The following is a 22391-nucleotide window of genomic DNA, read 5'->3' on the forward strand; positions in this document are numbered from 1 at the left end:
AATGTTTTTTTTAGGTTAAACTGCAAATGGTATTTCTTGTGGTTCACTTACCGCTTTTCCAATTAAGGTTGCCGAAGTACAGTCTTCAATTTTCACCATGACATAGTCGCCTACTTTTTCATTTCCTTTAGGGAAAACCGCAACATAATTCTGCGTATTTCTTGCCATCCAATGTTGGTCAGATTTTTTAGAAACACCTTCAATTAAGACTTCCATTGTTTTTCCTATATATCTATCGGTGTGTTCGCTACTCAATCTTCGTTGTACAGCAATCACTTCGTTCAGTCTTCTTTTCTTTGTTTTTTCAGGAACATCATCTTCCAATCTTTTAGCAGCTAAAGTTCCAGGTCTTTCAGAATAGGCGTACATAAAACCATAATCGTAGCCTACATATTCCATCATGCTCAAGGTTTCCTGATGCTCTTCTTCAGTTTCTCCACAAAAACCAATAATCATGTCTTGAGAAATGGCAACTCCAGGAATAATTCTTTTAATATTGTCAATCAATTCCATGTATTCTTCTCGGGTATGCTGTCTGTTCATTCTTTTTAAAACAGTGGTGCTTCCAGATTGTACAGGTAAATGCAAATACCTACAAATGTTTGGATGTTTCGCGATTACATGTAAAACCTCAAGTTCTAAATCTTGTGGATTGCTAGTAAAAAAACGAACTCGTAATGTTGGAAATGTTGTGGCGACCAAATCTAATAAGTTAGAAAATCCAACGGCAGTTGCTTTGGCAATGTCTGAAGCCTTTTCAAAGTCCTTTTTTAATCCTCCACCATACCAAAGGTAGCTGTCTACATTTTGTCCTAAAAGTGTTATTTCTCTAAAATTACGGTCTTTTAAGTTTTGAATTTCTTCAATAATACTTTGTGGGTCTCTACTTCGTTCTCTTCCTCTGGTAAAAGGAACCACACAAAAAGTACACATATTATCACAGCCTCTAGTAATAGATACAAAGGCAGAAACTCCATTAGAGTTTAAACGTACAGGAGCAATATCTCCATAGGTTTCATCTTTAGAAAGAACCACGTTTACGGCATCTCTTCCTTCGTTTACCTCCGCTAGTAAATTCGGTAAATCTTTGTATGCATCTGGACCAACCACCAAATCAACAATTTTTTCTTCATCTAAGAATTTAGATTTTAAACGTTCTGCCATACAGCCTAAAACGCCCACCTTCATTGTTGGGTTGATTCTTTTTATTGAATTGTATTTTTGTAGCCTTTTTCTAATGGTTTGTTCTGCTTTATCTCGAATAGAACAGGTATTTACCAATACCAAATCGGCTTCTTCTATAAATTGAGTAGTGTTAAAATTATTTTCTGCAAGGATGGAAGCAACAATTTCACTGTCATTTAAATTCATTTGACAGCCGTAGCTTTCTATATAAAGTTTTTTGGTGTTTCCTTTGATGTCATTTGTCAATAAAGGGTGACCTTGTTTGTTGGCGTCTATGATTTTTTCTGTCTCCATGTAAGCTAAAAATTGGACTGCAAATATACAATCAAAAAATAGGAATAGTGACATTGTGTCAGAAAATAAAAGGTTAAAATTAAGTGAAGAAATAAGATTTATTTTAATTTATTCGAAACTTAAATTTGAAATTTAAAAAAACTCTCTACTTTTGCAAACAGTTATATAGGAGTGATTTTACTGAATTTTACAGAAAAAATACTTTAAAATGACATTCTAAAAATATTTACGAAGCAATTTATGGCAAAGAATTTAGTAATAGTTGAGTCACCAGCAAAAGCAAAGACAATTGAGAAATTTTTGGGAAAAGATTTCCAGGTAGAGTCCAGTTTTGGACATATTGCCGATTTGCCTTCAAGTGAGTTGGGGATTAATGTAGATGGAGATTTTAAACCCAGTTATATTGTTTCGGACGATAAAAAAGCAGTCGTTAAGAAATTAAAATCTTTAGCAAAAAAAGCAGATACTGTTTGGCTAGCGAGTGATGAGGATCGCGAGGGAGAAGCAATTGCTTGGCATTTAAAAGAGCAATTGAAATTAACAGACGACAATACCAAACGTATTGTTTTTCATGAGATTACAAAGAAAGCCATTTTAAAAGCAGTTGAAAATCCAAGAGATATTAATTACGATATGGTAAATGCGCAACAAGCGCGTAGAGTACTAGATCGTTTGGTGGGGTATGAATTGTCACCCGTATTGTGGAGAAAAGTGAAAGGAGGTTTGTCGGCAGGTAGAGTACAATCTGTATCCGTTCGATTGATCGTTGAAAGAGAAAGAAGTATCCGCGAGTTTCAAACTTCAGCACATTATAAAGTGGTTGCTGAATTTTTAAACAGCGAAGGAAAGAAATTCAAAGCCACAATTCCTAAAAACTTTGATTCAAGAGAAGAAGCAGAAGCCTTTTTAAAATCTGCTGCCGATGCTGATTTTTCTATAGTAGATTTACAAAAGAAACCTGCTAAGAAATCACCAGCTCCGCCATTTACAACATCAACGTTACAACAAGAAGCTTCAAGAAAATTGGGGTATTCAGTGGCAAGAACCATGCAAGTTGCACAACGATTGTATGAAGCCGGTTTGATTACTTATATGAGAACAGATAGTTTGAACTTATCTGACGATGCTAGAAAAGAAGCAGAAGAAGAGATTACAAATTACTATGGTGCTGAATACAGCAATCCACGTGTATTCAAAACAAAATCTAAAGGCGCACAAGAAGCGCATGAGGCGATTCGTCCAACGGATATGAAACGTCATTCAGTAAATGTTGAGCACGATCAAGATCGTTTGTACGATTTAATTTGGAAGAGAACTTTAGCTTCTCAAATGAGTGATGCACAATTAGAAAGAACCAATGTAAAAATAGAGAATACCAAAAACGAGAAGATTTTTTCTGCAAATGGAGAGATGATTAAGTTTGAAGGTTTCTTAAAAGTATATTTAGAAGGAAATGATAATGAAGAGGAAGAGCAAGCAGGAATGTTGCCTCAATTATCAAAAGGGGAAGCTTTAGAATATGATTTTATAACAGCTACACAAAGATTTACAAGTCCGCCTTACCGTTTTACAGAAGCTTCTTTAGTAAAACGATTGGAAGAGTTAGGTATTGGTAGACCTTCTACCTATGCACCAACTATTTCTACCGTTCAGCGTAGAGGTTATGTTCAAAAAGGTGAAATTGATGGCGTTGAAAGAGAATACGAGCAATTTGTTTTAAAATCTGGAAAAGTAACAAATAACAACCTTGTTGAGCGTGTGGGGTCTGATAAAGGGAAGTTGGTTCCTACAGATATTGGAAACATCGTAAATGATTTCTTGGTTGCTAATTTTTCAAATATTTTAGATTTTGGTTTTACGGCTAAGGTTGAGGCTGATTTTGATAATATTTCTGAAGGAGACCAGGATTGGATTGCCATGATTAAGGAGTTTTATGAAGCTTTTCACCCTACAGTACAGGATGTTTCTGAAAATGCTGAGAGAGAAAGTGGAGAAAGAATTTTAGGAAAACACCCTGAAACAGGAAGAACTATTTTGGTTCGTTTAGGGAAGTTTGGTCCGATGGCTCAAATTGGAGATCCTGAAGACGAAGAGAAATTATTTGCATCTTTATTAAAAGAGCAAACTTTAGGAACTATTACTTTGGAGGAAGCTTTAGAGTTGTTTTTACTTCCTAAAAACTTAGGCGTATACGAAGGAGAAGATGTTGTGGTGTCAAATGGTAGGTTTGGACCTTATATCAAGTTTGGAACGATGTATGTTTCTTTGGATAGAGGAGAAGATCCTATGGCTGTAGATATGCCTAGAGCAACTGAATTGATTGTCGCTAAGCAAAAAGCAGATGCACCAATTGCGGAATACGAAAATTTACCGGTTCAAAAAGGAGTTGGTCGTTTTGGCCCCTTTATTAAATGGAACAGTATTTTTATCAATGTGAATAAAAAATACGATTTTGACAATTTGAGTTACGATAATATCGTTGAATTAATTGAAGATAAAAAGCGTAAAGAAATTGAAAAAGTAATTCACAATTGGGAAGAAGAAGGAATTCGTTTAGAAAAAGCCAGATGGGGACGTTTTAATATTCTTAAGGGAAAATTAAAAATTGAATTGCCAAAAACTACGGATGCTAAAAACATGACTTTGGAAGAGGTTCTTGAAATTATTGAGAAAAAGACTCCGAAAAAGAAGCCTAGAAAAACAGCAGCTAAGAAACCAGCAGCTAAGAAAAAAGTTGTCAAAAAGAAAAAGTAGTTACGATCCACTTAATTTAGTTAATGAACTTAGATTTTTTAATACCCCTAGAAAATGAAGTTTTGGAAACGATTCAATCGTATCCAGAACATGCATTAGCGCATTCTATTCAAATACATACAGAAGAACAAGGCTTGCCAGAGCTTTCAAACGTTACAATAGCAATTGTTGGGGTTTTAGAGGGAAGAGGTGCTGTAAATAATGATACAACTGGATATGGTTTGTCAAGTGTTCGTGAATATTTTTACAAACTTTTTCCGGGTAACTGGGGATTGAATATTGTTGATTTAGGAAATGTCCCTCAAGGGAATTCTTTAAGTGATACCCATTTTGTTTTAAAAGAAGTAGTGGCTTCTTTGGCAAAAAAGAATATTTTACCGGTAATTATTGGCGGTGGTCAGGATCTAACCTATGCAAATTACAGAGCGTATGATGCTTTAGAGCAAATGGTAAATGTGGTTGTGGTTGATTCTAAATTTGATTTAGGGAATTTGGAAGATTCTTTAAATTCACAGTCGTATTTGAGTAAGATTGTTATGGAAGAGCCTGCCAATTTATTCAATTTTAGTAATATTGGTTACCAAACTTTTTTTAATGCTCAAGAAGAAATTGATTTAATTCAAAGTCTGTCTTTTGATGCCTATCGATTGGGAGAAGCGAAAGATTTAAAAATTGTGGAGCCCATTATGAGAGATGCCGATATAGTGAGCATTGATATGGGAGCGGTTCGAAGAAGTGAAGCGCCAGGAAATGCGAATGCAGGACCTAATGGTTTTTATGGAGATGAAATTTGCGCGATTTCAAGATATGCAGGTATCAGTGATAAGGTGACTTCTTTCGGAGTGTATGAATTCAATAATAGATTGGATAATTCAGGCCAGACAGCACATTTAGTCGCACAAATGATTTGGTATTTTATTGAAGGCGTAAGTTGCAGAGCTAAAGATTATCCCTATTGTACAAAGGAGAAATATTTAAAGTACATTGTGCCGTTGGAAGGGGATGTGATGAATTTTTATAAGAGTCATAAGAGTGGTAGATGGTGGTTGGAAATTCATACTTTAACTGACAATAAATACAAGAGGCATGCGTTAATACCTTGTACTTATCAAGACTATTTGGACGCTACAAATCAAAACATACCGGAAAGATGGTATAAAGCCTTGAAGAAATTAGGTTAGTATTGCATGTAATACGTAAGAAATTATATTAAAAAGTACAATATTTATTGGCATAAAATCATTGTTTTTGATAAAAAAAAATGATAGGTTTACGTCGAAATTTGAAAGACAAGGATAAAATATGAGGAAATTAACATTATACATAGTACTAGTTTTAGTAGTATGTAGTTGTGGTTCAAATGATAGAGGAGAGGTAGTTGGTGCAAAATCATCTACAAAGTGGTTTACAGAAAAACCGTTCGGGATGGTGTTAGTTCCTGGAGGATCTTTTACTATGGGGAATTCTGACGAAGACCCGTTTGGAGGTATAGGAACTTCGGCAAGAACCATTACGGTTGGAAAATATTTCATGGATGAATCTGAAATCACCAACAGTGAATATAAAGAATATGTACAATGGGTACGCGATTCAATAGTTAGAACTGAGTTGGCTTTGATGGCTGATGAAATGCGATATTTGGATGCAAGTACAGGTAATAGTGTTGATGAAGGAATTGCAAGATATGCCTTTGTAGAACCAGATACAACAACGGAAGATGCTACCGTGTATGAAAAATACATGATTGAAAACTATGGAGGGATTAACAATGTAAATTCTATTACGGAAGGAAGATCTTTAAATTGGAGAGAACCAATTCTTTGGGGAAAACAAGATTATCCTGATGCAGCTTATGCTGAAGTAATGGACTCTATGTATTTACCTTTGGAAGATACTTTTGAAGGAAAAAGAATTTTGAAAGTAAAGAAATTGGTGTACACATATTCTTGGTTCGACAAAGCGGCTGCGGCTCAAAGTAAAGTTGGGACAAGAAAAGATTTTATTCAAACAGAAGATGTTTCGGTATATCCTGATACAACGGTATGGGTAAAAGATTTTAGTTATTCTTATAACGATCCAATTCATGAAAACTATTTCTGGCATCAAGCTTATGAGGAATACCCTGTAGTTGGGGTAAACTGGTACCAAGCAAAAGCTTTTTGTAATTGGAAAACAAAAAAGAAAAACGATTACTTAGCCTCAAGAAAACACCCAATAAAAGTTCCTAATTTTAGATTGCCAACAGAAGCAGAATGGGAATATGCTGCCCGTGGTGGTTTAGACAATGCTACTTACCCTTGGGGTGGACCTTACACCACAAGTGATAGAGGTTGTTTCTTAGCGAATTTCAAACCTGTTCGTGGTAATTATGCAATTGACGGTGCTTTGTATACCGTTGAAGCCTATTCTTACAATGCAAACGGCTATGGTTTGTACAATATGTCTGGAAATGTTTCTGAATGGACAAATACATCGTACAACGCAGGGTCTTATCAAGTAGGATCAAGTATCAATGCAAATGTTGTGGATAGAGAAAATAAAAGAAAAGTAATACGTGGAGGTTCTTGGAAAGACATTGCGTATTTCTTACAAGTTAGCACAAGAGATTATGAGTATGCAGATTCTTTAAAAAGTTATATTGGCTTTAGAACTGTTCAAGATTTTTCTGGTCTAGCAAATTAAAAAGATGAATTAAAACTAACCCCTAAAATAAATTACGAATATGGCACAGTCAGTAAAAAGCAAGAAAATATTAAATATGGTCTACGGACTAGGAGCATCAGTGGTATTAATTGGTGCCTTATTTAAAATATTACACTTTCAAGTAGGTGTATTAACCGGTGGAGTAATGTTAACTGTTGGTTTGTTAACAGAGGCATTTATCTTTGCTTATTCAGCTTTCTTTGAACCTATTGAAGAAGATTTGGATTGGACTTTAGCGTATCCTGAATTAGCAGGAGGTAAGGCCAAAGAAAAAAATGAAACAGCAGATGGTTTGTTGACCAAAAAATTAGATGATATGTTAAGACAATCTAATTTAGATGCTGAATTGGTAGAGAGTTTAGCTACAAGTATTAAAAATTTTAAAGGAGCCGCAGATAGCATTAATACATCTGTTGATACGGTGGCAAATACTCATAAATACAACGAAGAAATGGCTGTAGCTGCCGTTCATTTAGAATCGTTAAATAGTTTGTACAAAGTTCAGTCTGAAAATACTGAGCGTCAAGCATTTTTAAATGAGTCTATGTTGAAACATTCAGAGAAGTTGGAAACGCAAATGGAAGCATTGGCAAACAACTTGTCTTCTTTAAATTCAGTTTATGGAGGAATGTTAACTGCGATGAACAAATAATAATTAGTACTAATATTAAAAAAAGCTAATTAATTATGGCAGGAGGAAAACAATCAGCAAGGCAGAAGATGATCAACTTGATGTACCTTGTATTTATCGCAATGTTGGCGTTAAATATGGGTAAAAAAGTACTATCATCCTTCGGATATTTAAATCAAAAAATAGAAACAGCAAACGAAAAATCAATTAGTGACGTAGAAAGTACTTTAGAGGGTTTAAGCGTAAAGGCTTCAGAACAACCTGAAAAGTATGGAATTATAAATGATAAGGCAATTCAAATTCACGATTTATCAATGGCACTTTTTGGTCATGTACAAGGAGTAAAGGATACCTTATTAAATACTTTAGCTCCTGAATTACATCATGATTACGAGTCAATGGATACGGAAACGGCTGGAGATGAGTATTTCTTTACAGGAGAAAAATTTACCAAAAACGGAGAGTTATTTATTTCGAAAATAAATGAATTTAAAGAAGGTGTAAAAACAATTCTAGGTGAAGAGTCTAAAGAATATGCTGAAATTAAAACGGATGTTGAAAAACGTTTTGATATTAGCGATCAAGAAGTAGAAGGAGCAAAACAACCATGGTTAAGAAATAGATACGAAGGATTTCCCTTAGTAGCTACTTTAACAAATTTATCGGTAATTCAATCAGATGTAAAAGCGACTGAAAAAGATATTTTGGCTGTTTTAATGGGAAAACAATTAACAGCAGATGCTTCTATTAGTCAAAAAACATATAGAGCTATTGTGTTGCCTTCTAAACCTGCTTATTTTGCAGGAGAACAATTTGAAGGATCAATTGTATTAGGGAAATACGATGCTAGTTTACAACCAGATCGTTTGACCGTTAATGGGAAAAATTATACAGGTCGTGATGATAAAGGTGCGGCGCTCGTAAAATTTAAGACCGGAAGTGTAGGAGAGAATAAAATTATTGGAGAGTTTGTTTTTCAACAAGATGGAAAGCCTGTAGTAATTCCAATTAATTCTACCTATTTAGTGGTAAATAAACCAAATTCTGCAGTGGTTTCTGCTGATAAGATGAATGTGGTGTATCGTGGCGTACAAAATCCAATTACGATTTCTATTCCTGGTATTGCAGATAGCGATGTAAAAGCATCGGCAACAGGATTGAAAAAAGCAAGTGGTATTGGGAAATACACATTGTCTCCAGGTAAAGGGAAAGAAGTGGTAATTAATGTGTCAGGGAAAACTCCAGATGGGACGGTAATTAAATCACCTCCAGTAACTTTTAGAATAAAAGACATTCCACCACCAGCAGCTTCAATAAGAAAACAAATTGGTAGCATTCGTATGCCTAAATCTAGTTTGGCAAAATCTGTAATTGATGCGGCCTTGATAGATTTTGATTTCGATTTGAAATTAAAAGTTTCTGGATTTAAAATAAAAGTACCTGGTCAATCTACAGTAGTTGTCAACGGAACAAGATTGGATGCAAGAGCACAAAAAGCATTGACAAGAGCTAGAAGAGGTGATGTTATTAGTATTTTTGATGTAAAAGCTAGTATTATTGGAAATTCAAGCTATAGATTAAAAGGAGTATTGCCTTTGAGTGTTGAGTTAACGAACTAACAAATTAAGAACAATGATGAAATTGAAAAGTTATTTACTATTAGGGGCGGTGTTTATGTTAACGTGTAACGTTAATGCTCAAGCTGATTTTAATTTACTGAATGCAAATACACCCGATGAAATTGGTCAGGTGCCTGAGGCGAGAAAATTAGCGAACAAAGACAAACCTTTGCCTTATGGTTATATTGATGATCGAGATATTTTATATTCTAAGGTTATTTGGGAGCATATCGACTTAAATGAGCGTATCAATTTACCATTGTACTATCCTATTGATTCTACTTATGTAGATAGTAGTAGAAAATCGATGTTTTATACCTTGTTAAAAGGAATAAAAGATGGTGAAATTAGCGAAGTTTATGATGATTCTTTTTTCAAGTCAAAATTGACAATGAAAGATATCAATCAAAAATTAACAAGAGTTGATACTTCTGATTATGCTTATGAATTGTTAAATGAAGGTCAGACGAACATCAAGGATTATGTAGATGAAATTTCAATAAAATCAGAAGATATTGATGGGTATAGAATCAAAGGAATTTGGTTCTTCGACAAACGTCAAGGAGAAATGCGTTACAGAATGTTGGCCATTGCACCTATGGCGCCAGATGTTCAGATATTGGGAAGAGATGACATCGATGGAAATGAAAGTTTGCCTTTGTTTTGGGTTTTTTATCCAAATGCTCGAGAAGTATTGCATAAAGGAACTGCCTTTAATGAAAACAATCATAGATCGCCAATTTCATTTGATCAAATATTAAATGCCAGACGTTTTACAGCTGTTATTTTAAGAGAAGAAAATTTATACGGAAACAGAGCGATTACCGAATATATTCGTGGAAATGCTTTGTTGCAGATTTTAGAATCGGAACGTATCAAGGAAACAATTCGAAATAAAGAATTGGATATGTGGAATTATTAATTAGTTCTACACCTAAAGAGTACCGCAAAAAGATCTATTTATTAGGTCTTTTTGTGTTTTTAAGAAGTTTTAAATGAAAGTAAATAAAAGATGGAAGTAGATTATATAATTGTTGGTTTTGGTTTGGCAGGAATGGCTTTTGCAGATATTCTAGCAGACAATAACAAAACATTTTTGGTGTATGAAGATGCTTCTCAAACCTCTTCTAACGTTGCTGGTGGTGTATACAATCCGGTCGTTTTAAAAAGATTTACTCCAGTATGGCAAGGAAAGCAGCAGATTGAAGATGCATTGCCTTTCTATAAAAAATTAGAAAATAAATTTTCTGCTATTTACGATCATACCTTCGATACCTACCGTGTTTTTAAATCGATAGAGGAACAAAACAATTGGTTTGTAGCTTCTGAAAAACCCTTGCTGAATTCTTTTATGGATGATAAAATCGTCAAAAATTCAAATACAGGCATTATTGCCGATTATGGATTTGGTCGATTAAAAAATACGGGAAGAATAGATACGAAATTGGTGTTGCAGGATTATAAAAAATTATTGGAGCAACAAAAATCAATTCGATATGAAACCTTTGACTACGATGAACTGAATTTTAAAGAAGAAAAGGTTCACTATAAGGACGTTTTAGCCAAAAAAGTTGTTTTTTGTGAAGGCTATGGTTTGCATAAAAATCCATTTTTTCAACATTTACCAATGAATGAGGCCAAAGGAGAATTGTTAACTATTTATGCCCCAGAATTGGATGTAGATTTTTTAATAAAAGCTTCGGTTTTTGTTTTGCCATTGGGTAATCATCAGTACAAAGTAGGAGCTACTTTTAATTGGAAAGACAAAAGCTTAAAAGCAACGGAAGAAGGTAAAAAAGAATTGTTAGAAAAATTAGATAGTTTTATCAAAGTTCCATATAAAGTGCTAGCACAATCGGCAGGTATTAGACCTACGGTTAAAGACAGAAGGCCTTTGGTAGGAATTCATAAGGAGTATAAAGAATTGGCCGTTTTAAACGGCTTGGGAACACGTGGGGTAATGATAGCGCCTAAAGTAGCTAAAGAACTCTATGAGTATTTAGAAATGGCTACGCCGCTAGATCCTGAATGCGATATTCAACGGTTTTATAAAAAATAAATTATTTTTTTTCTTGGGCTTTGTATTTTACAAAAATATTGATCCAAATAATTCTTGAAAATTTTAGGTTTATGGGGCCGGTAATTAATAGTAAAATAATAATAGCTAAAAAAGACTCTAATAAATCAAGCCCAAAAACTAAGTTTGAAATCACAAATATTAGAATGGAAAGTCCAACAGTTAATCCGTAAGCTACATACATTGCACCATAAAAAAATGATGGTTCCATCATGTATTTTAAATTACAGTTAGGACAGTGCTCGTGCAATTGGGTTAACTTTGAAAGCTTGAATGATCTTTTGTCAATAAAAAACTCTCCCTCATGACATTGTGGACATTTGAATTTTAAAATACTATATAATTTACTTCCCTTTTTAAGAAACATATCGACGAGTTTTTTGCTAAAACAAAAATACCAATTATCTAATTGATGTAATCAAATTCAACCAAATAAATAACTAGAAAGACTATTTCATTTTGAAGATTTTAATCTAAAAATTTATAATAGCTTTGCAAAACTAAAAAACACGATATATACATGTTAAACGTTCATAATTTAACGGTCTCATTTGCCGGCTCAGATTTATTTTCTGGAATTACATTTAAATTGAATAAAGGAGATAGAATTGGATTGATTGGTAAAAATGGAGCAGGAAAATCAACACTTTTAAAGGTTTTGTCCAAAGACGTTGAAACGAGTGGTGGTACCATGGCTTTTGAGAAAGACGTTCGAATGGGTTTTTTACGTCAAGATATTGATTTTGTTGAAGGAAGAACCATACTTGAAGAGGCTTACCAGGCGTTTACTGAAATAAAAGAGATTGAAGTAAAGCTTGAAAAAATAAACGAACAGTTAGCTACTAGAACCGATTATGAAAGTGAAGAGTATACGAAGTTAATTCACGATTTAACAGATTTAACAGAGCGTTATGAACTTTTAGGAGGGTATAACTACCAAGGAGATACGGAAAAAATATTACAAGGTTTAGGTTTTCAACGTGACGACTTTGACAAGTTAACGGATACTTTTTCTGGAGGTTGGCGTATGCGTATTGAATTGGCCAAATTGTTATTGCAAGACAATGACATTTTGTTGTTAGATGAGCCTACCAATCACTTGGATATAGAATCTATTATTTGGTTGGAAAATTTTTTAAAATCATATTCAGGTGCAATTGTATTGGTTTCGCATGATAAAATGTTTTTAGACAATGTAACAAATAGAACCATTGAAATTTCTTTGGGACAGATTTACGACTATAAAAAGCCCTATTCTGAATTTTTGTTATTAAGAGGTGAAATCAAAGAAAAACAATTACAAGCCCAGAAAAATCAAGAAAAAGAAATAAAAGCGAAACAGCAATTAATTGATAAATTTAGAGCAAAGGCAAGTAAATCGGCCATGGCACAATCTTTAATTAAGCAGCTTGATAAAGTAGAAAGAATTGAAGTAGATGGTGATGACAATGCAACCATGAATATTCGTTTTGCCATTTCTAAGGAACCCGGTAAAATTGTTGTAGAAGCCGAAAAAATGTGCAAAAGCTACGGTGATAAACATGTTTTGGAAAATGTTGATTTGTTAATTGAAAGAAATAGTAGAATTGCTTTTGTGGGTCAAAACGGACAAGGAAAATCTACTTTGGCTAAAATGATGGTGGGAGATATTCCTTTTGAAGGACACCTAAAATTAGGGCACAATGTAGAAATTGGATATTTTGCTCAAAATCAATCAGAGCATTTACCGCCGGAAGAAACGGTTTTGGAAATTATGGAAAATGCGGCAACAGATTCTAACCGAGCTCGTGTTAGAGATATGTTGGGGTCCTTTTTGTTTGGTGGTGATGCCGCAGATAAAAAAGCGAAAGTGCTTTCTGGGGGAGAACGAAATCGTTTGGCGCTTTGTAAATTGTTACTAGCACCTTTCAATGTACTGATTATGGATGAGCCTACCAATCACTTAGACATTGCTTCAAAAAATGTATTGAAACAAGCTTTGAAAAAATTTGATGGAACCTTAATTATCGTTTCGCATGATCGTGATTTTCTTCAGGGGTTAACAGATACAGTTTATGGGTTTAAAGACAAAGTCATTAAAGAATATTTAGGAGATATTGATTATTTCTTAGAAGAACACAAATTGGAGAATTTGCGCGAAGCAGAAAAGAAAACCAAAGTAGTGGTTAAAAAAGAACCAAAGAAGGAAGCTTATAAATTAAGCAGAGAAGATGAGAAGGAATTAAAACAACTTAAAAATAAATTAAGTAAAGTTGAGCGAAGTATTTCAGATATAGAAAAGGAAATTTCTAATATGGATGCAAAATTAGCGGAGGATTACGAAAAGACTTCTGCAGAGCCAACTTTCTTTGAAAAATACCAAGCTAAAAAAGACAGTTTAGATAAATTGATGGAGGATTGGTCAGAGTTGGATGATCAGGTGAACGCATACAATTCATAAACATGCGTAGTTCTTCTGAAGCAAGTAAATTGGAACCAATTTTTCTTCCTCTTTTAGAGGAAAAGAAAGTTTCTGTTTTTATTAAAAGAGAAGATCAGTTGCATCCTATTATTTCTGGAAATAAATTCAGAAAATTAAAGTACAACATAGGTAAAGCTCAAGAAAAAGGCTACAAACAACTGCTGACTTTTGGAGGGGCTTTTTCCAATCATATTTTAGCAACTGCTGGTGCAGGGAAAGAATATGGAATGGAAACCATCGGAATTATTAGAGGAGAAGAGCTCGGTGTTCATGTTGAAAAAACCTTGGCAGGAAATGCAACCTTACGCCAGGCTGCTGTGTTTGGTATGCAATTTCAATTTATTTCAAGAGGCGATTATCGTTTAAAAGAAATCCCTGGATTTCTAGAGAAACTAAGAAAGCAATACCCAGAAGCCTACATAGTTCCAGAAGGAGGTACCAATGATTTGGCTATAAAAGGTTGCGAAGAAATCCTAAATTCGGATGATGATAAATTTGATGTTGTTTGCTGTGCCGTGGGTACAGGAGGAACTATTTCGGGTATAATCAACAGTGCCTTTGTACATCAAAAAATTCTAGGATTTCCTGCTTTAAAAGGCGATTTTTTAAAAGATGAAATCCTAAAATACAGTCCTAATACTAAAAATTGGGATCTGATTTCTGAATATCATTTTGGTGGTTACGGAAAGGTATCAAAAGAGTTGGTCGATTTTATCAATGATTTTAAAGAAGCGAATCAAATTCCACTAGATCCGGTTTATACGGGAAAAATGGTATATGGAGTTTTAGATTTGATAGAAAAAGACTATTTTTCAGAAGGATCAAAAATATTACTGATACACACGGGAGGCCTACAAGGTATTTCGGGTATGAATTCAGTGTTAAAGAAAAAGGCGTTGCCCTTATTAAAATAAAAATTTATGAGAATTGTAAAAGCTTCCGTTTCTGTTGCCCTCTTGCTATTATTTGTTAGTTGTGGGTCTTCAAAATCGGTTTCAAAAGGAAAAAGAATTCCTCTTCCAAAGGTGGTTATTGAAAAACCAAAGGACAAAAAAGTAAAAAAAGAAGTAGATAAGTTAGTCAAGAAAAAAGCCAATTTGGACGTGCGTACCGTTGCCTATATTAGCAAATATGCAGAGGTGGCCATGGAGGAGATGAAAAAGAATAAAATTCCAGCAAGTATTACTTTGGCGCAGGGTATTTTAGAATCAGGAAGTGGGGTTAGTCAATTGGCACTAAAATCAAATAATCATTTTGGTGTAAAATGTCATGTTGGTTGGAAAGGAGATTATGTAAAGCATGATGATGATGAAAAACAAGAATGTTTTCGGAAGTATAAAGAAATAGAGACGTCCTATAAGGATCATTCTGAATTCTTAAAAACACGTTCTCGATATGATGCTTTGTTCAAACTAAAAAAGGATGATTACAAAGGCTGGGCAAAGGGTTTAAGAAAGGCTGGCTATGCAACAGATAAAAGATATCCGGAAAAATTAATTCGTTTGATTGAGACCTATAAATTGAATAACTATGATAAAATTGTTTTAAAAAAGAAAATTAAGGACGATCCAAAAGAGAGATTTAAAAAGCATAAAATACGAAAAGGTGATACTTTATATTCCATTTCAAGAAAACACAAATTAAGTGTTGAAGAGTTAAAAGCATTGAATAATTTAGATTCCAATACCATTAGTATTGGAGATGAACTAAGAGTAGAATAAAAAAAAGACCCAATGTAAGGGTCTTTTTTTTATAATTATGCTGCTTGTTTATGCTTGCGGCTTTTTTTGCCTTTTTCACCCTGAGGTCCTTTTCCTTTCTCACTCATTTTTCCATGACCTTTTCTACCTTCTCTATGAGATTTCATTTTTAGCCATTTTTCAAATTGATCTTTGTTTAAGATACTTTTGATTTTCTTTTGAGCTGCAATTTTTTCATCCAACATCTTGTTCATCTTTACATAAGCTTCATCAGACGATAGTTGCTTTTTTTGAGATCTATTTGCTTTGTGTTCAGCCATTACCGCTTCTCGCTTTTGAATACCTTCCATAATTAGAGGTTTCAATTTTTGCTGTTGCGAAGTAGAAAGATCTAATGCTAATGTCAATTTCTTAACGGCCAATCTTGATTTTTGCTCTGGAGTAAAATCCATTTTTTTAGACCCGTGTTGTTTTGGCTGCGCCATTGCCATGGTAACTGTTAATACCATTAATACTGCTGATAAAATTACTTTTTTCATTTTTATATGTTTTTAAGATTCTACTCTAAGACCTAAGACTTATTGTTAAGTTTAAATAGCTTAACACTCTTTAACACTAAAAGGAAAAATCCTTCTTAGAACTTCTTAAAATGGGCAATAGGTTCGTTTAAAAAAGTCCTTTCAATAAATTTTTAGCTTTGTCTTTTAAATCACTAGAGCTGTTTTTTGTTGAATCTTTTTCTTTTGAGGTTTTGCCCAATAGTTTATCTACTAATTTCGTTTTTTGCGTACTAACTATTTTTTGTGAAAGTGCTGAAGTTGCAGATTTTAAATCGGGTTGAACAGATGGCTTGCTTACGGCACCTCCAATATGTATAGTAAAAGGAACTTTCATCGTGTTTTGATCGGTAGCCGATAAGCTAGATAACAATCCTGAAACTTCACTTCCTAAGTATTTGGCAGGTAAATCCATGGTTACTTTATAATCCATTTGGTTTTCAAAACTGTGCGACCCTCCTAAGGTAATTGGCATACCGTCGTAGGTCGCAATTTTAAAGGGGGTAAAAATTACCTTTTGTTCAGCAAAATTTAATTTAGCCGCTACTTTTTTAACATCAAGTTTTGAGAAATCTATAAAAGAAAGTTTGCTTTCCATCAAGCTCATCGCTTTCGATTTCGAGGCGTCTACTTTTGTAACATCTAAATTTGCCAAAGCATCTCCTTTTAACGATTTTGTATCGGGAAAGAAATCATTGTCTAGTGCGCCACTTAAGTTAAAATTGGTACTCATTTTTCCGTCAATGGAATTGGCAAAAGGAGCCATAGAAGCAAGTAAATCTAAAGAAGTAAATGAATTGGCAATATCAAAATCTTTGATATTTAATTTAAAATCGAAATTACTTGGTGTCGGCTGGGTATCTACTTTTCCGGTAATTGCAATAGTTCCACCCAACATATTGGCTTTGGTGTTTTCAAAAATAGCCTTTTGATCTTTAATTTTCAATACACCTGTTAATTGCGACAGTACAAGGTTGTCGTACAAAACCTCCTGTGCTTTTACATTGATAACAGCATCAATTTTTGCCGGTATTTTTATTGCTTCCGAAGTAGTCGCAATTTGTAGTGAGTCTTTTTGAGATGCAACAGTGGTCGTGTCAGCTGCAGTTAGCAGGTCGCTAATTTTAAGTTTTTTTGATGATAAATTGAAATTACCTTTTAAATCGTTGTCGCTAAAAATGTAGCCATATAAATTGTCAATACGCCCGTTTATGGACAAATCACTATCACCTGTTTTGGCTTCAAATTTTGTGAGTTTAAAAGATTTAGAATCGAAGACCAATTCTGAAGTCGCAATGGCAATTTCATGAGGCAAGAGCTCTGTTTTTGTTGTGAAGTTTTTTATGCGAATAACACCGCTGTTTTTTATTTCTTGGTATTTGTTTTTATCAATGGCTTCCATATTAAATGCCGTTTGCAATTGGGCGCTTATGGTTCCATGGAGTTCCTGCTCTAAAGCAACCGGATAGGCTTTTGATAGATTGTCAAGGTTGACAACACCTTCTAATTTGGCAGTAACCGTTGGGTTGCTTGTTAAATTGGTTATGATGCTAGATGCTTTAAAAACATCTTTGTCAATTTGAAAACCAAAATCTTTGATGTTTACTTTGATATCTTCCTCTTTACCCGTGGTATTTATAATACTTGTTATAATGGTAATATTGCTGACAGATTTAGGTAAATCAGGGTATTGGAATGAAGCATTTTTAGAGTCGATATGAATGTCGAATTTAGGAATTTCGGTTTCCGCATATTGTCCATGTATTCTTCCTTCTAAATTTAAGCCTCCACTCGCTTTTACATCTTTAAAATTCGAAGCATAGGCTGAAGGAACTAACGATAATAAACTTTTGAACTGAGATTCTTTTGCAGCTATTTTTAAGTCCATAAGAATCCCGGCATCATTGGGTTGAATAAATCCGTCAAAGGAAATATTTAAATCGTTTAAATGGGCTAGGTTTTCTTTAAAGTCTACTTTAAGTGAGTTTAAATCGATGGCCAATACGGCATTCCAATTGATAGTAACTTTATTTAGATAGGGAATTTCTCCCATAGAAAAGGTAAAGGATTCTAAAGTTGAATTTGTATTTAACAACATCGAGTTATCGATGTATTTTCCAGTACCGGTATGATTTAGGTTTTTTAGTACGACACTCATGTCGCTACTGTCATCTTTGTACAAAAAGTCAATATTACTCAGACTGTAGTTTTCAATTTCTAAAGAAAAATTAGACGATTCGTTGCTTGTTTCTTCAACAGTAGCCCCAGTGTCTTTTACAATATTATAATTTACCGCACCTTCCTTGTTGGTAAGAATGGCAATTTGTGCGTTTGAAATACTAATATTTTTGACTTTAGGTTGTTGTGAAATTAAATCTGAAAGATTTGTTTCTAGTAATATGGTTTCGCTTGAAAATAGGGGAGTCTCATCAAAAGGAGCTTTCGGAACAATTGAAAAATCTGATAGGATAATAGTTGCACTTGGAAAATTTTTAAGTAAGCTTATACTAAAACTATCAAAAGAAACATCTGCAGTTAGTGTATTCTTAATTTCCTTGGTAATGATTTCTTCAATTTGACTTTTGAATAAAAATGGAATAGTTATTAATAAGACAATAATGCTTAGAAATACAATGGTAATGATTTTGATCGCTTTTTTCATTCTGATACGTTTTACCAACAAAAATACAATCTATAAATATCTTTTTATTTTTTTTCTTGTTAAATATGAATAAAAAAGAGGAAGCTTTGGAGCAAAAAAAACCCACTCTACGAATAGAGTGGGAAAATTGCTATGAAAAAGAAGTTGGTGCATAACACCAACTTGGTCAAAAGTAATAAAAAATTGTAATGTACCGTTATAAAACAATGTTTTTTTATGATAAAAACGTGTTTTGTAAAAGTATGTTTATAAAATAACGCAATTTTAGAACTTTAGTGAATGGTTTATTGTGGTTAGTGAATGGTAAAGATTCTTTAGTGAATAACTTTTTGTAAAAAAATCATTTTTTTTAAAGAGGCCAACAACTGTGTTATTAGGAGTGTTTTTTGAAGTATCTAAATTTTTATTTGAAATCGATTAAAAATGGGCAGTATTTCGAAAATTATAAGGAGGTGAAAATGGACTATTATTCAATTTAGTTCTCCTTTTTAGAAGTGATGAGAGGTGTATTTATAGGAGTGACTACTTTTCGAGACTAAATATTTGGAAAAATCCGTGGTTTAATTTTTCGTAGGAAATGAATAAGATATCCTCCTTACTTTCAATTTTAGAGTGTTTTTATAAAACAAAAAAAGGAACCCCTTTTGAGGATTCCTTTCTATTATATTTTTGTGAATTGAGTTTAAGCCAACTCCACAAATAAACCTTCTTCTGTTTTATTAACAGATGCCAAATTATTTTTTGTTAATCCTTTTATGGTTTTATCCCATTTTTTATTTGATAATCCTGATTGGGTTTTTAAATCAGCTAAGGCTATTTTCTCAGCTTTTGTTACAATGGCCAATACAGATTTTTCTTCCTCGTTCAATTCTACAGAAGGAGCTTTTTTCTCAGGTCTCATTTGAGGGAAGAATGAATCGTATCTCGTGAATACCCTTTGTTTACTGTTGTTTTTAAGAGTTGTGTATTGTGTCGTGACAAATACGTGACGAAAACTGTAGTTGTATCTGATATAATGTGCGATTATGAAATATGTTCGGGAAATTGGTATTTCGCCTCTAAGTCTTTAATTAATTCTTTATCTTCTATTTCAAAGATTCTTTCTTGTGTGATTTCAAGTTTAGCAAAAGGATGTCCTAAGAATTCTTTATATAAAATTGTTAAAACGGTGTTTGTTGGTTTTAACTTATTACTTTTTTTATTAAAATCAGTTTTAGAATCTCCTGAAACCCATCCAGTAGGTGTAAGATGCCAATATGTATATTCATTACTTGTAGCCATAGTTTTTTTGTAAAAATACTTAATTATTTGCTAAACCATAATAAGGAATAAGGTTTTTCGTTAATGAGTTAATTTCTGTTTAATGATTTCCCCTTTCCAAGTGTTATTACCTTGGTAATATACCTCAACCCAAATATTAGCAGGATTAAGATAATTCTGATTGCAATCAAATTCGCAATAGGTTTTAACCAAGTAACCAAAGTTACCAATGTTCTTGAGAAGGTATGGTTGATAGATACCCTGACGGATTACTTTACAGTTTTCTTTTTTGTTTATCGCCTTTTGAACATATTGTAGGGCTACATCATATGCCTCTTTTCTCCAATGTTCTGAGGATTCAAATTCTCCTGATGTAGGTTCCTTACTTTTGTTATTATTAGGTTCAGGTATTTGATTGGTTTTATACTTGTCTAGTATTTTATTATCTATTTTTCTTATTCCTTTATATATAATCTCTGCACCATCTTCTAGTGTGTATATAATATTACCGTCTTTTCTAATTGTTACCTTTTTGAAGTATGGTTCGTTTAGATTGAATACTGTACTTGACCCATCAATGATTTTTTTAGGGATATTATATTCATCTATTTTAAAAGGAAGAGTAAGTGTATTTTCATTTTGATAGTTTATGATTACTAAGGTTATGATTTTCTTTTGTAAATCGAAAGAATGAAAACTTTTCTTTTCTACTTCAAATATAGTGTCTATCTGATAGGATTTGTTTTTGTTCCTTTTTAATTCATCATATCTGTTACTACTATATGAATATACTAAAGAGTTATCTTCTTTTTGTGTAGGATTTTCTTTTTTAGGTCTAGATTCTTCTTTTGGTTCTTCTCTTTCGTTTGATTGGTAATTCTTAAATCCTAATACACCAATGATACCAATCAACCCTAGTATAATTATGTTTTTATTCTTCATAGTGATAGGGATTTTAAGTTGATTGATACCCTACGACTTGAATCTTCAAGTATAGGTCTTATAAAGGTTTGAGTGAATCTGTTTTCAAGAGGTTGTCTTGTTTGGAATAGTGTTTTACCTATTGAATAGATAAAAGTTGACTTCATCATAATTAGTGTGTTTCTAATGACAACCTAGTACCAAGATTGAAAGGTTATAAAATGAATAAGGCATGGTACCATAGCCCACTCTTGGACGAGGTACTGGTATACCTATCAAGTAAAGTGAACTAAGCCCATGCCCATAAGAGACACGGGCATTAGTTCATCCTTTTCCTACTTGATTGTTAAAAATTACCAGTTTTTGTCCAAGTTATTAGATGACTAATGCCTTTCGGTTATTATATGTAAAGAACTTTATTTTCCTATATGTTGTTTGTTTTAGTGATGTTCAAATATATGGGAATTTTGTTAATCCCTGATTGTGTTTTGTTAAATCTATTTTATTCCATCCTTAGTTTAGACTAACTTTCGTCCTTGTAATATATTTTGTAAAATTTTCGTCCGTCTTTTTCTATTCCTTGTTCTATTAAGTCTTTATCACCATGGATATAGATATGAAAATTTTTATCTAGTTTTAGAACTTTTTTAAAAGCTCTAATTTGTTTTTTTACAGCTTGTGAAGATATATCGAAATTATCAGAAAGGATTATATCATTAGTGTTCCTATAAGAATTATCAAAACCTTGGAAGGATTCAATTAATTCTTTGTTTTGGAAAACCGTTTTTTCAAATTCATTTTTTTCAAATTTATCATTCGTTTTAAAATATTCAACAGAACGATTTAATAAGTCAATTTGTTCTGCTTTTGTTACTTCAAAATCCTCTGTCATCTGCTTTGTAACAAATTGTTTAGTAATCCCTAAGAATTGATTCGTTTGATGAAATTCATTCTTTACAGGCTCAACACCTAAGAAGTCATCTTTCCAATATTGTGCTTCAATATTACGATTAGTGTTATCAATAATAGAAAGAATAAAACCAGTTTCTTTTTGAGTATTAAAAATTAACACTCCTTTATCTAATTTATTAATGTTAATTCCTTTTCGAGATTCTATTTCAAATCCGTCTATGATTGGTTCAACCTCTAAAAAAGTGTCTTTATTTTCAGATTTGAATAAACCTATACCATCAAGAATTTCACCATCTAAAACACAGTTTTTAAAATAAACCAAATAAAATTCTCCACCTTTAATTTTAGGATGTGTACTTTGGTTGTATAAATGTCGAGCGATATTAGATGATTGCTCTATAAGTAAACTAGGGTCTGTGAAAATTTTTGAAGTATAAGAATATGTTTCGTTATAAGATAATTCTGTATCGTGATAAAAACGATATAGTTCAGCAGATTTGAATTGAGATAAAAAATAATGGGATAGAAGTAGAGTTGTTTCTTTATCAAGAATTACCTCTTTTTTTGAAATCACAAAATTTTCATCTGCAACTTTATTCCCAACTTTGTGAACAACAAGCTTCTCAATAGAGGCTTCAATAAAATTAATGGACAT

General features: G+C 33.0%; 17 protein-coding genes and 1 pseudogene. 10 read left to right on the top strand and 8 right to left on the bottom strand.

The annotated features are described in order from the left end of the window. Positions 1–15: 15 nt before the first annotated feature. The gene (gene miaB / locus FGM02_RS10460; protein WP_139958331.1) at positions 16–1479 is read right to left on the bottom strand and encodes a tRNA (N6-isopentenyl adenosine(37)-C2)-methylthiotransferase MiaB; all 1464 of its coding nucleotides are present in this window, start codon (positions 1477–1479) and stop codon (positions 16–18) included. Positions 1480–1719: 240 nt separating this feature from the next. On the opposite strand from miaB, the gene topA reads away from it, so the two are divergent. The 7 genes from topA (at position 1720) to FGM02_RS10495 (ending at position 11245) form a co-directional block, all read left to right on the top strand. Beyond that, positions 1720–4233 carry a type I DNA topoisomerase gene (gene topA, locus FGM02_RS10465; RefSeq protein WP_139958332.1) on the top strand — a complete coding sequence of 838 codons (2514 nt, stop codon included), beginning with the start codon at positions 1720–1722 and terminating at the stop codon, positions 4231–4233. Positions 4234–4256: 23 nt separating this feature from the next. After that, positions 4257–5414 (top strand): formimidoylglutamase, encoded by a 1158-nt coding sequence (locus FGM02_RS10470; protein WP_139958333.1) that lies wholly within the window; start codon positions 4257–4259, stop codon positions 5412–5414. 121 nt (positions 5415–5535) lie between these two features. Beyond that, the gene (porK, locus tag FGM02_RS10475; protein ID WP_139958334.1) at positions 5536–6915 is read left to right on the top strand and encodes a T9SS ring complex lipoprotein PorK/GldK; all 1380 of its coding nucleotides are present in this window, start codon (positions 5536–5538) and stop codon (positions 6913–6915) included. Between the two features lie 40 nt (positions 6916–6955). Next, positions 6956–7588, top strand: coding sequence for a type IX secretion system motor protein PorL/GldL (gene porL / locus FGM02_RS10480; RefSeq protein ID WP_139958335.1), 633 nt, complete (start codon positions 6956–6958; stop codon positions 7586–7588). A gap of 35 nt (positions 7589–7623) precedes the next feature. Further along, positions 7624–9186, top strand: coding sequence for a type IX secretion system motor protein PorM/GldM (gene porM, locus FGM02_RS10485; RefSeq protein ID WP_139958336.1), 1563 nt, complete (start codon positions 7624–7626; stop codon positions 9184–9186). 13 nt (positions 9187–9199) lie between these two features. Then, on the top strand, positions 9200–10108 hold the full coding sequence (porN, locus tag FGM02_RS10490) for a type IX secretion system ring subunit PorN/GldN (protein WP_317133623.1): 909 nt from the start codon (positions 9200–9202) through the stop codon (positions 10106–10108). A gap of 90 nt (positions 10109–10198) precedes the next feature. Next, the gene (locus FGM02_RS10495) at positions 10199–11245 is read left to right on the top strand and encodes an NAD(P)/FAD-dependent oxidoreductase (RefSeq protein ID WP_139958337.1); all 1047 of its coding nucleotides are present in this window, start codon (positions 10199–10201) and stop codon (positions 11243–11245) included. A 1-nt stretch (position 11246) separates the two neighbouring features. Here the strand turns inward: FGM02_RS10495 and FGM02_RS10500 are convergent, their stop codons facing one another. Beyond that, positions 11247–11630 carry a DUF983 domain-containing protein gene (locus FGM02_RS10500; RefSeq protein WP_139958338.1) on the bottom strand — a complete coding sequence of 128 codons (384 nt, stop codon included), beginning with the start codon at positions 11628–11630 and terminating at the stop codon, positions 11247–11249. 153 nt (positions 11631–11783) lie between these two features. Here FGM02_RS10500 and FGM02_RS10505 point away from each other — a divergent pair, with 153 nt between their 5' ends. From FGM02_RS10505 to FGM02_RS10515, 3 genes are read left to right on the top strand one after another with little or no spacing between them, the layout of a single operon-like run. Continuing rightward, complete coding sequence (locus tag FGM02_RS10505; RefSeq protein ID WP_139958339.1) at positions 11784–13703, top strand: ABC-F family ATP-binding cassette domain-containing protein; 1920 nt, start codon at positions 11784–11786, stop codon at positions 13701–13703. A gap of 2 nt (positions 13704–13705) precedes the next feature. Next, positions 13706–14638 carry a 1-aminocyclopropane-1-carboxylate deaminase/D-cysteine desulfhydrase gene (locus tag FGM02_RS10510; protein WP_139958340.1) on the top strand — a complete coding sequence of 311 codons (933 nt, stop codon included), beginning with the start codon at positions 13706–13708 and terminating at the stop codon, positions 14636–14638. A gap of 6 nt (positions 14639–14644) precedes the next feature. Continuing rightward, entirely contained in the window at positions 14645–15445 is an 801-nt protein-coding gene (locus FGM02_RS10515) for a glucosaminidase domain-containing protein (RefSeq protein WP_139958341.1), read from the top strand. Positions 15446–15480: 35 nt separating this feature from the next. Here the strand turns inward: FGM02_RS10515 and FGM02_RS10520 are convergent, their stop codons facing one another. The 6 genes and pseudogenes from FGM02_RS10520 to FGM02_RS10545 all read right to left on the bottom strand — a co-directional run bounded on the left by FGM02_RS10520 (position 15481) and on the right by FGM02_RS10545 (position 22391). Beyond that, positions 15481–15963: a hypothetical protein gene (locus tag FGM02_RS10520; RefSeq protein WP_139958342.1), complete on the bottom strand. Its 483-nt coding sequence runs from the start codon at positions 15961–15963 to the stop codon at positions 15481–15483. A gap of 127 nt (positions 15964–16090) precedes the next feature. Continuing rightward, positions 16091–18643 (bottom strand): AsmA-like C-terminal region-containing protein, encoded by a 2553-nt coding sequence (locus FGM02_RS10525; protein ID WP_139958343.1) that lies wholly within the window; start codon positions 18641–18643, stop codon positions 16091–16093. Between the two features lie 682 nt (positions 18644–19325). Then, positions 19326–19556 (bottom strand): annotated as a pseudogene (locus FGM02_RS10530) (lysine--tRNA ligase); the annotation flags it as partial. Positions 19557–19666: 110 nt separating this feature from the next. Next, the gene (locus FGM02_RS10535) at positions 19667–19924 is read right to left on the bottom strand and encodes a hypothetical protein (protein WP_139958344.1); all 258 of its coding nucleotides are present in this window, start codon (positions 19922–19924) and stop codon (positions 19667–19669) included. A 60-nt stretch (positions 19925–19984) separates the two neighbouring features. After that, entirely contained in the window at positions 19985–20845 is an 861-nt protein-coding gene (locus tag FGM02_RS10540; protein ID WP_139958345.1) for a hypothetical protein, read from the bottom strand. Between the two features lie 502 nt (positions 20846–21347). Next, entirely contained in the window at positions 21348–22391 is a 1044-nt protein-coding gene (locus tag FGM02_RS10545) for a nucleoid-associated protein (protein WP_139958346.1), read from the bottom strand.

Source organism: Flavicella sediminum (assembly GCF_006381105.1).
In the GTDB taxonomy this organism is placed as follows: Bacteria; Bacteroidota; Bacteroidia; order Flavobacteriales; family Flavobacteriaceae; genus Flavicella; species Flavicella sediminum.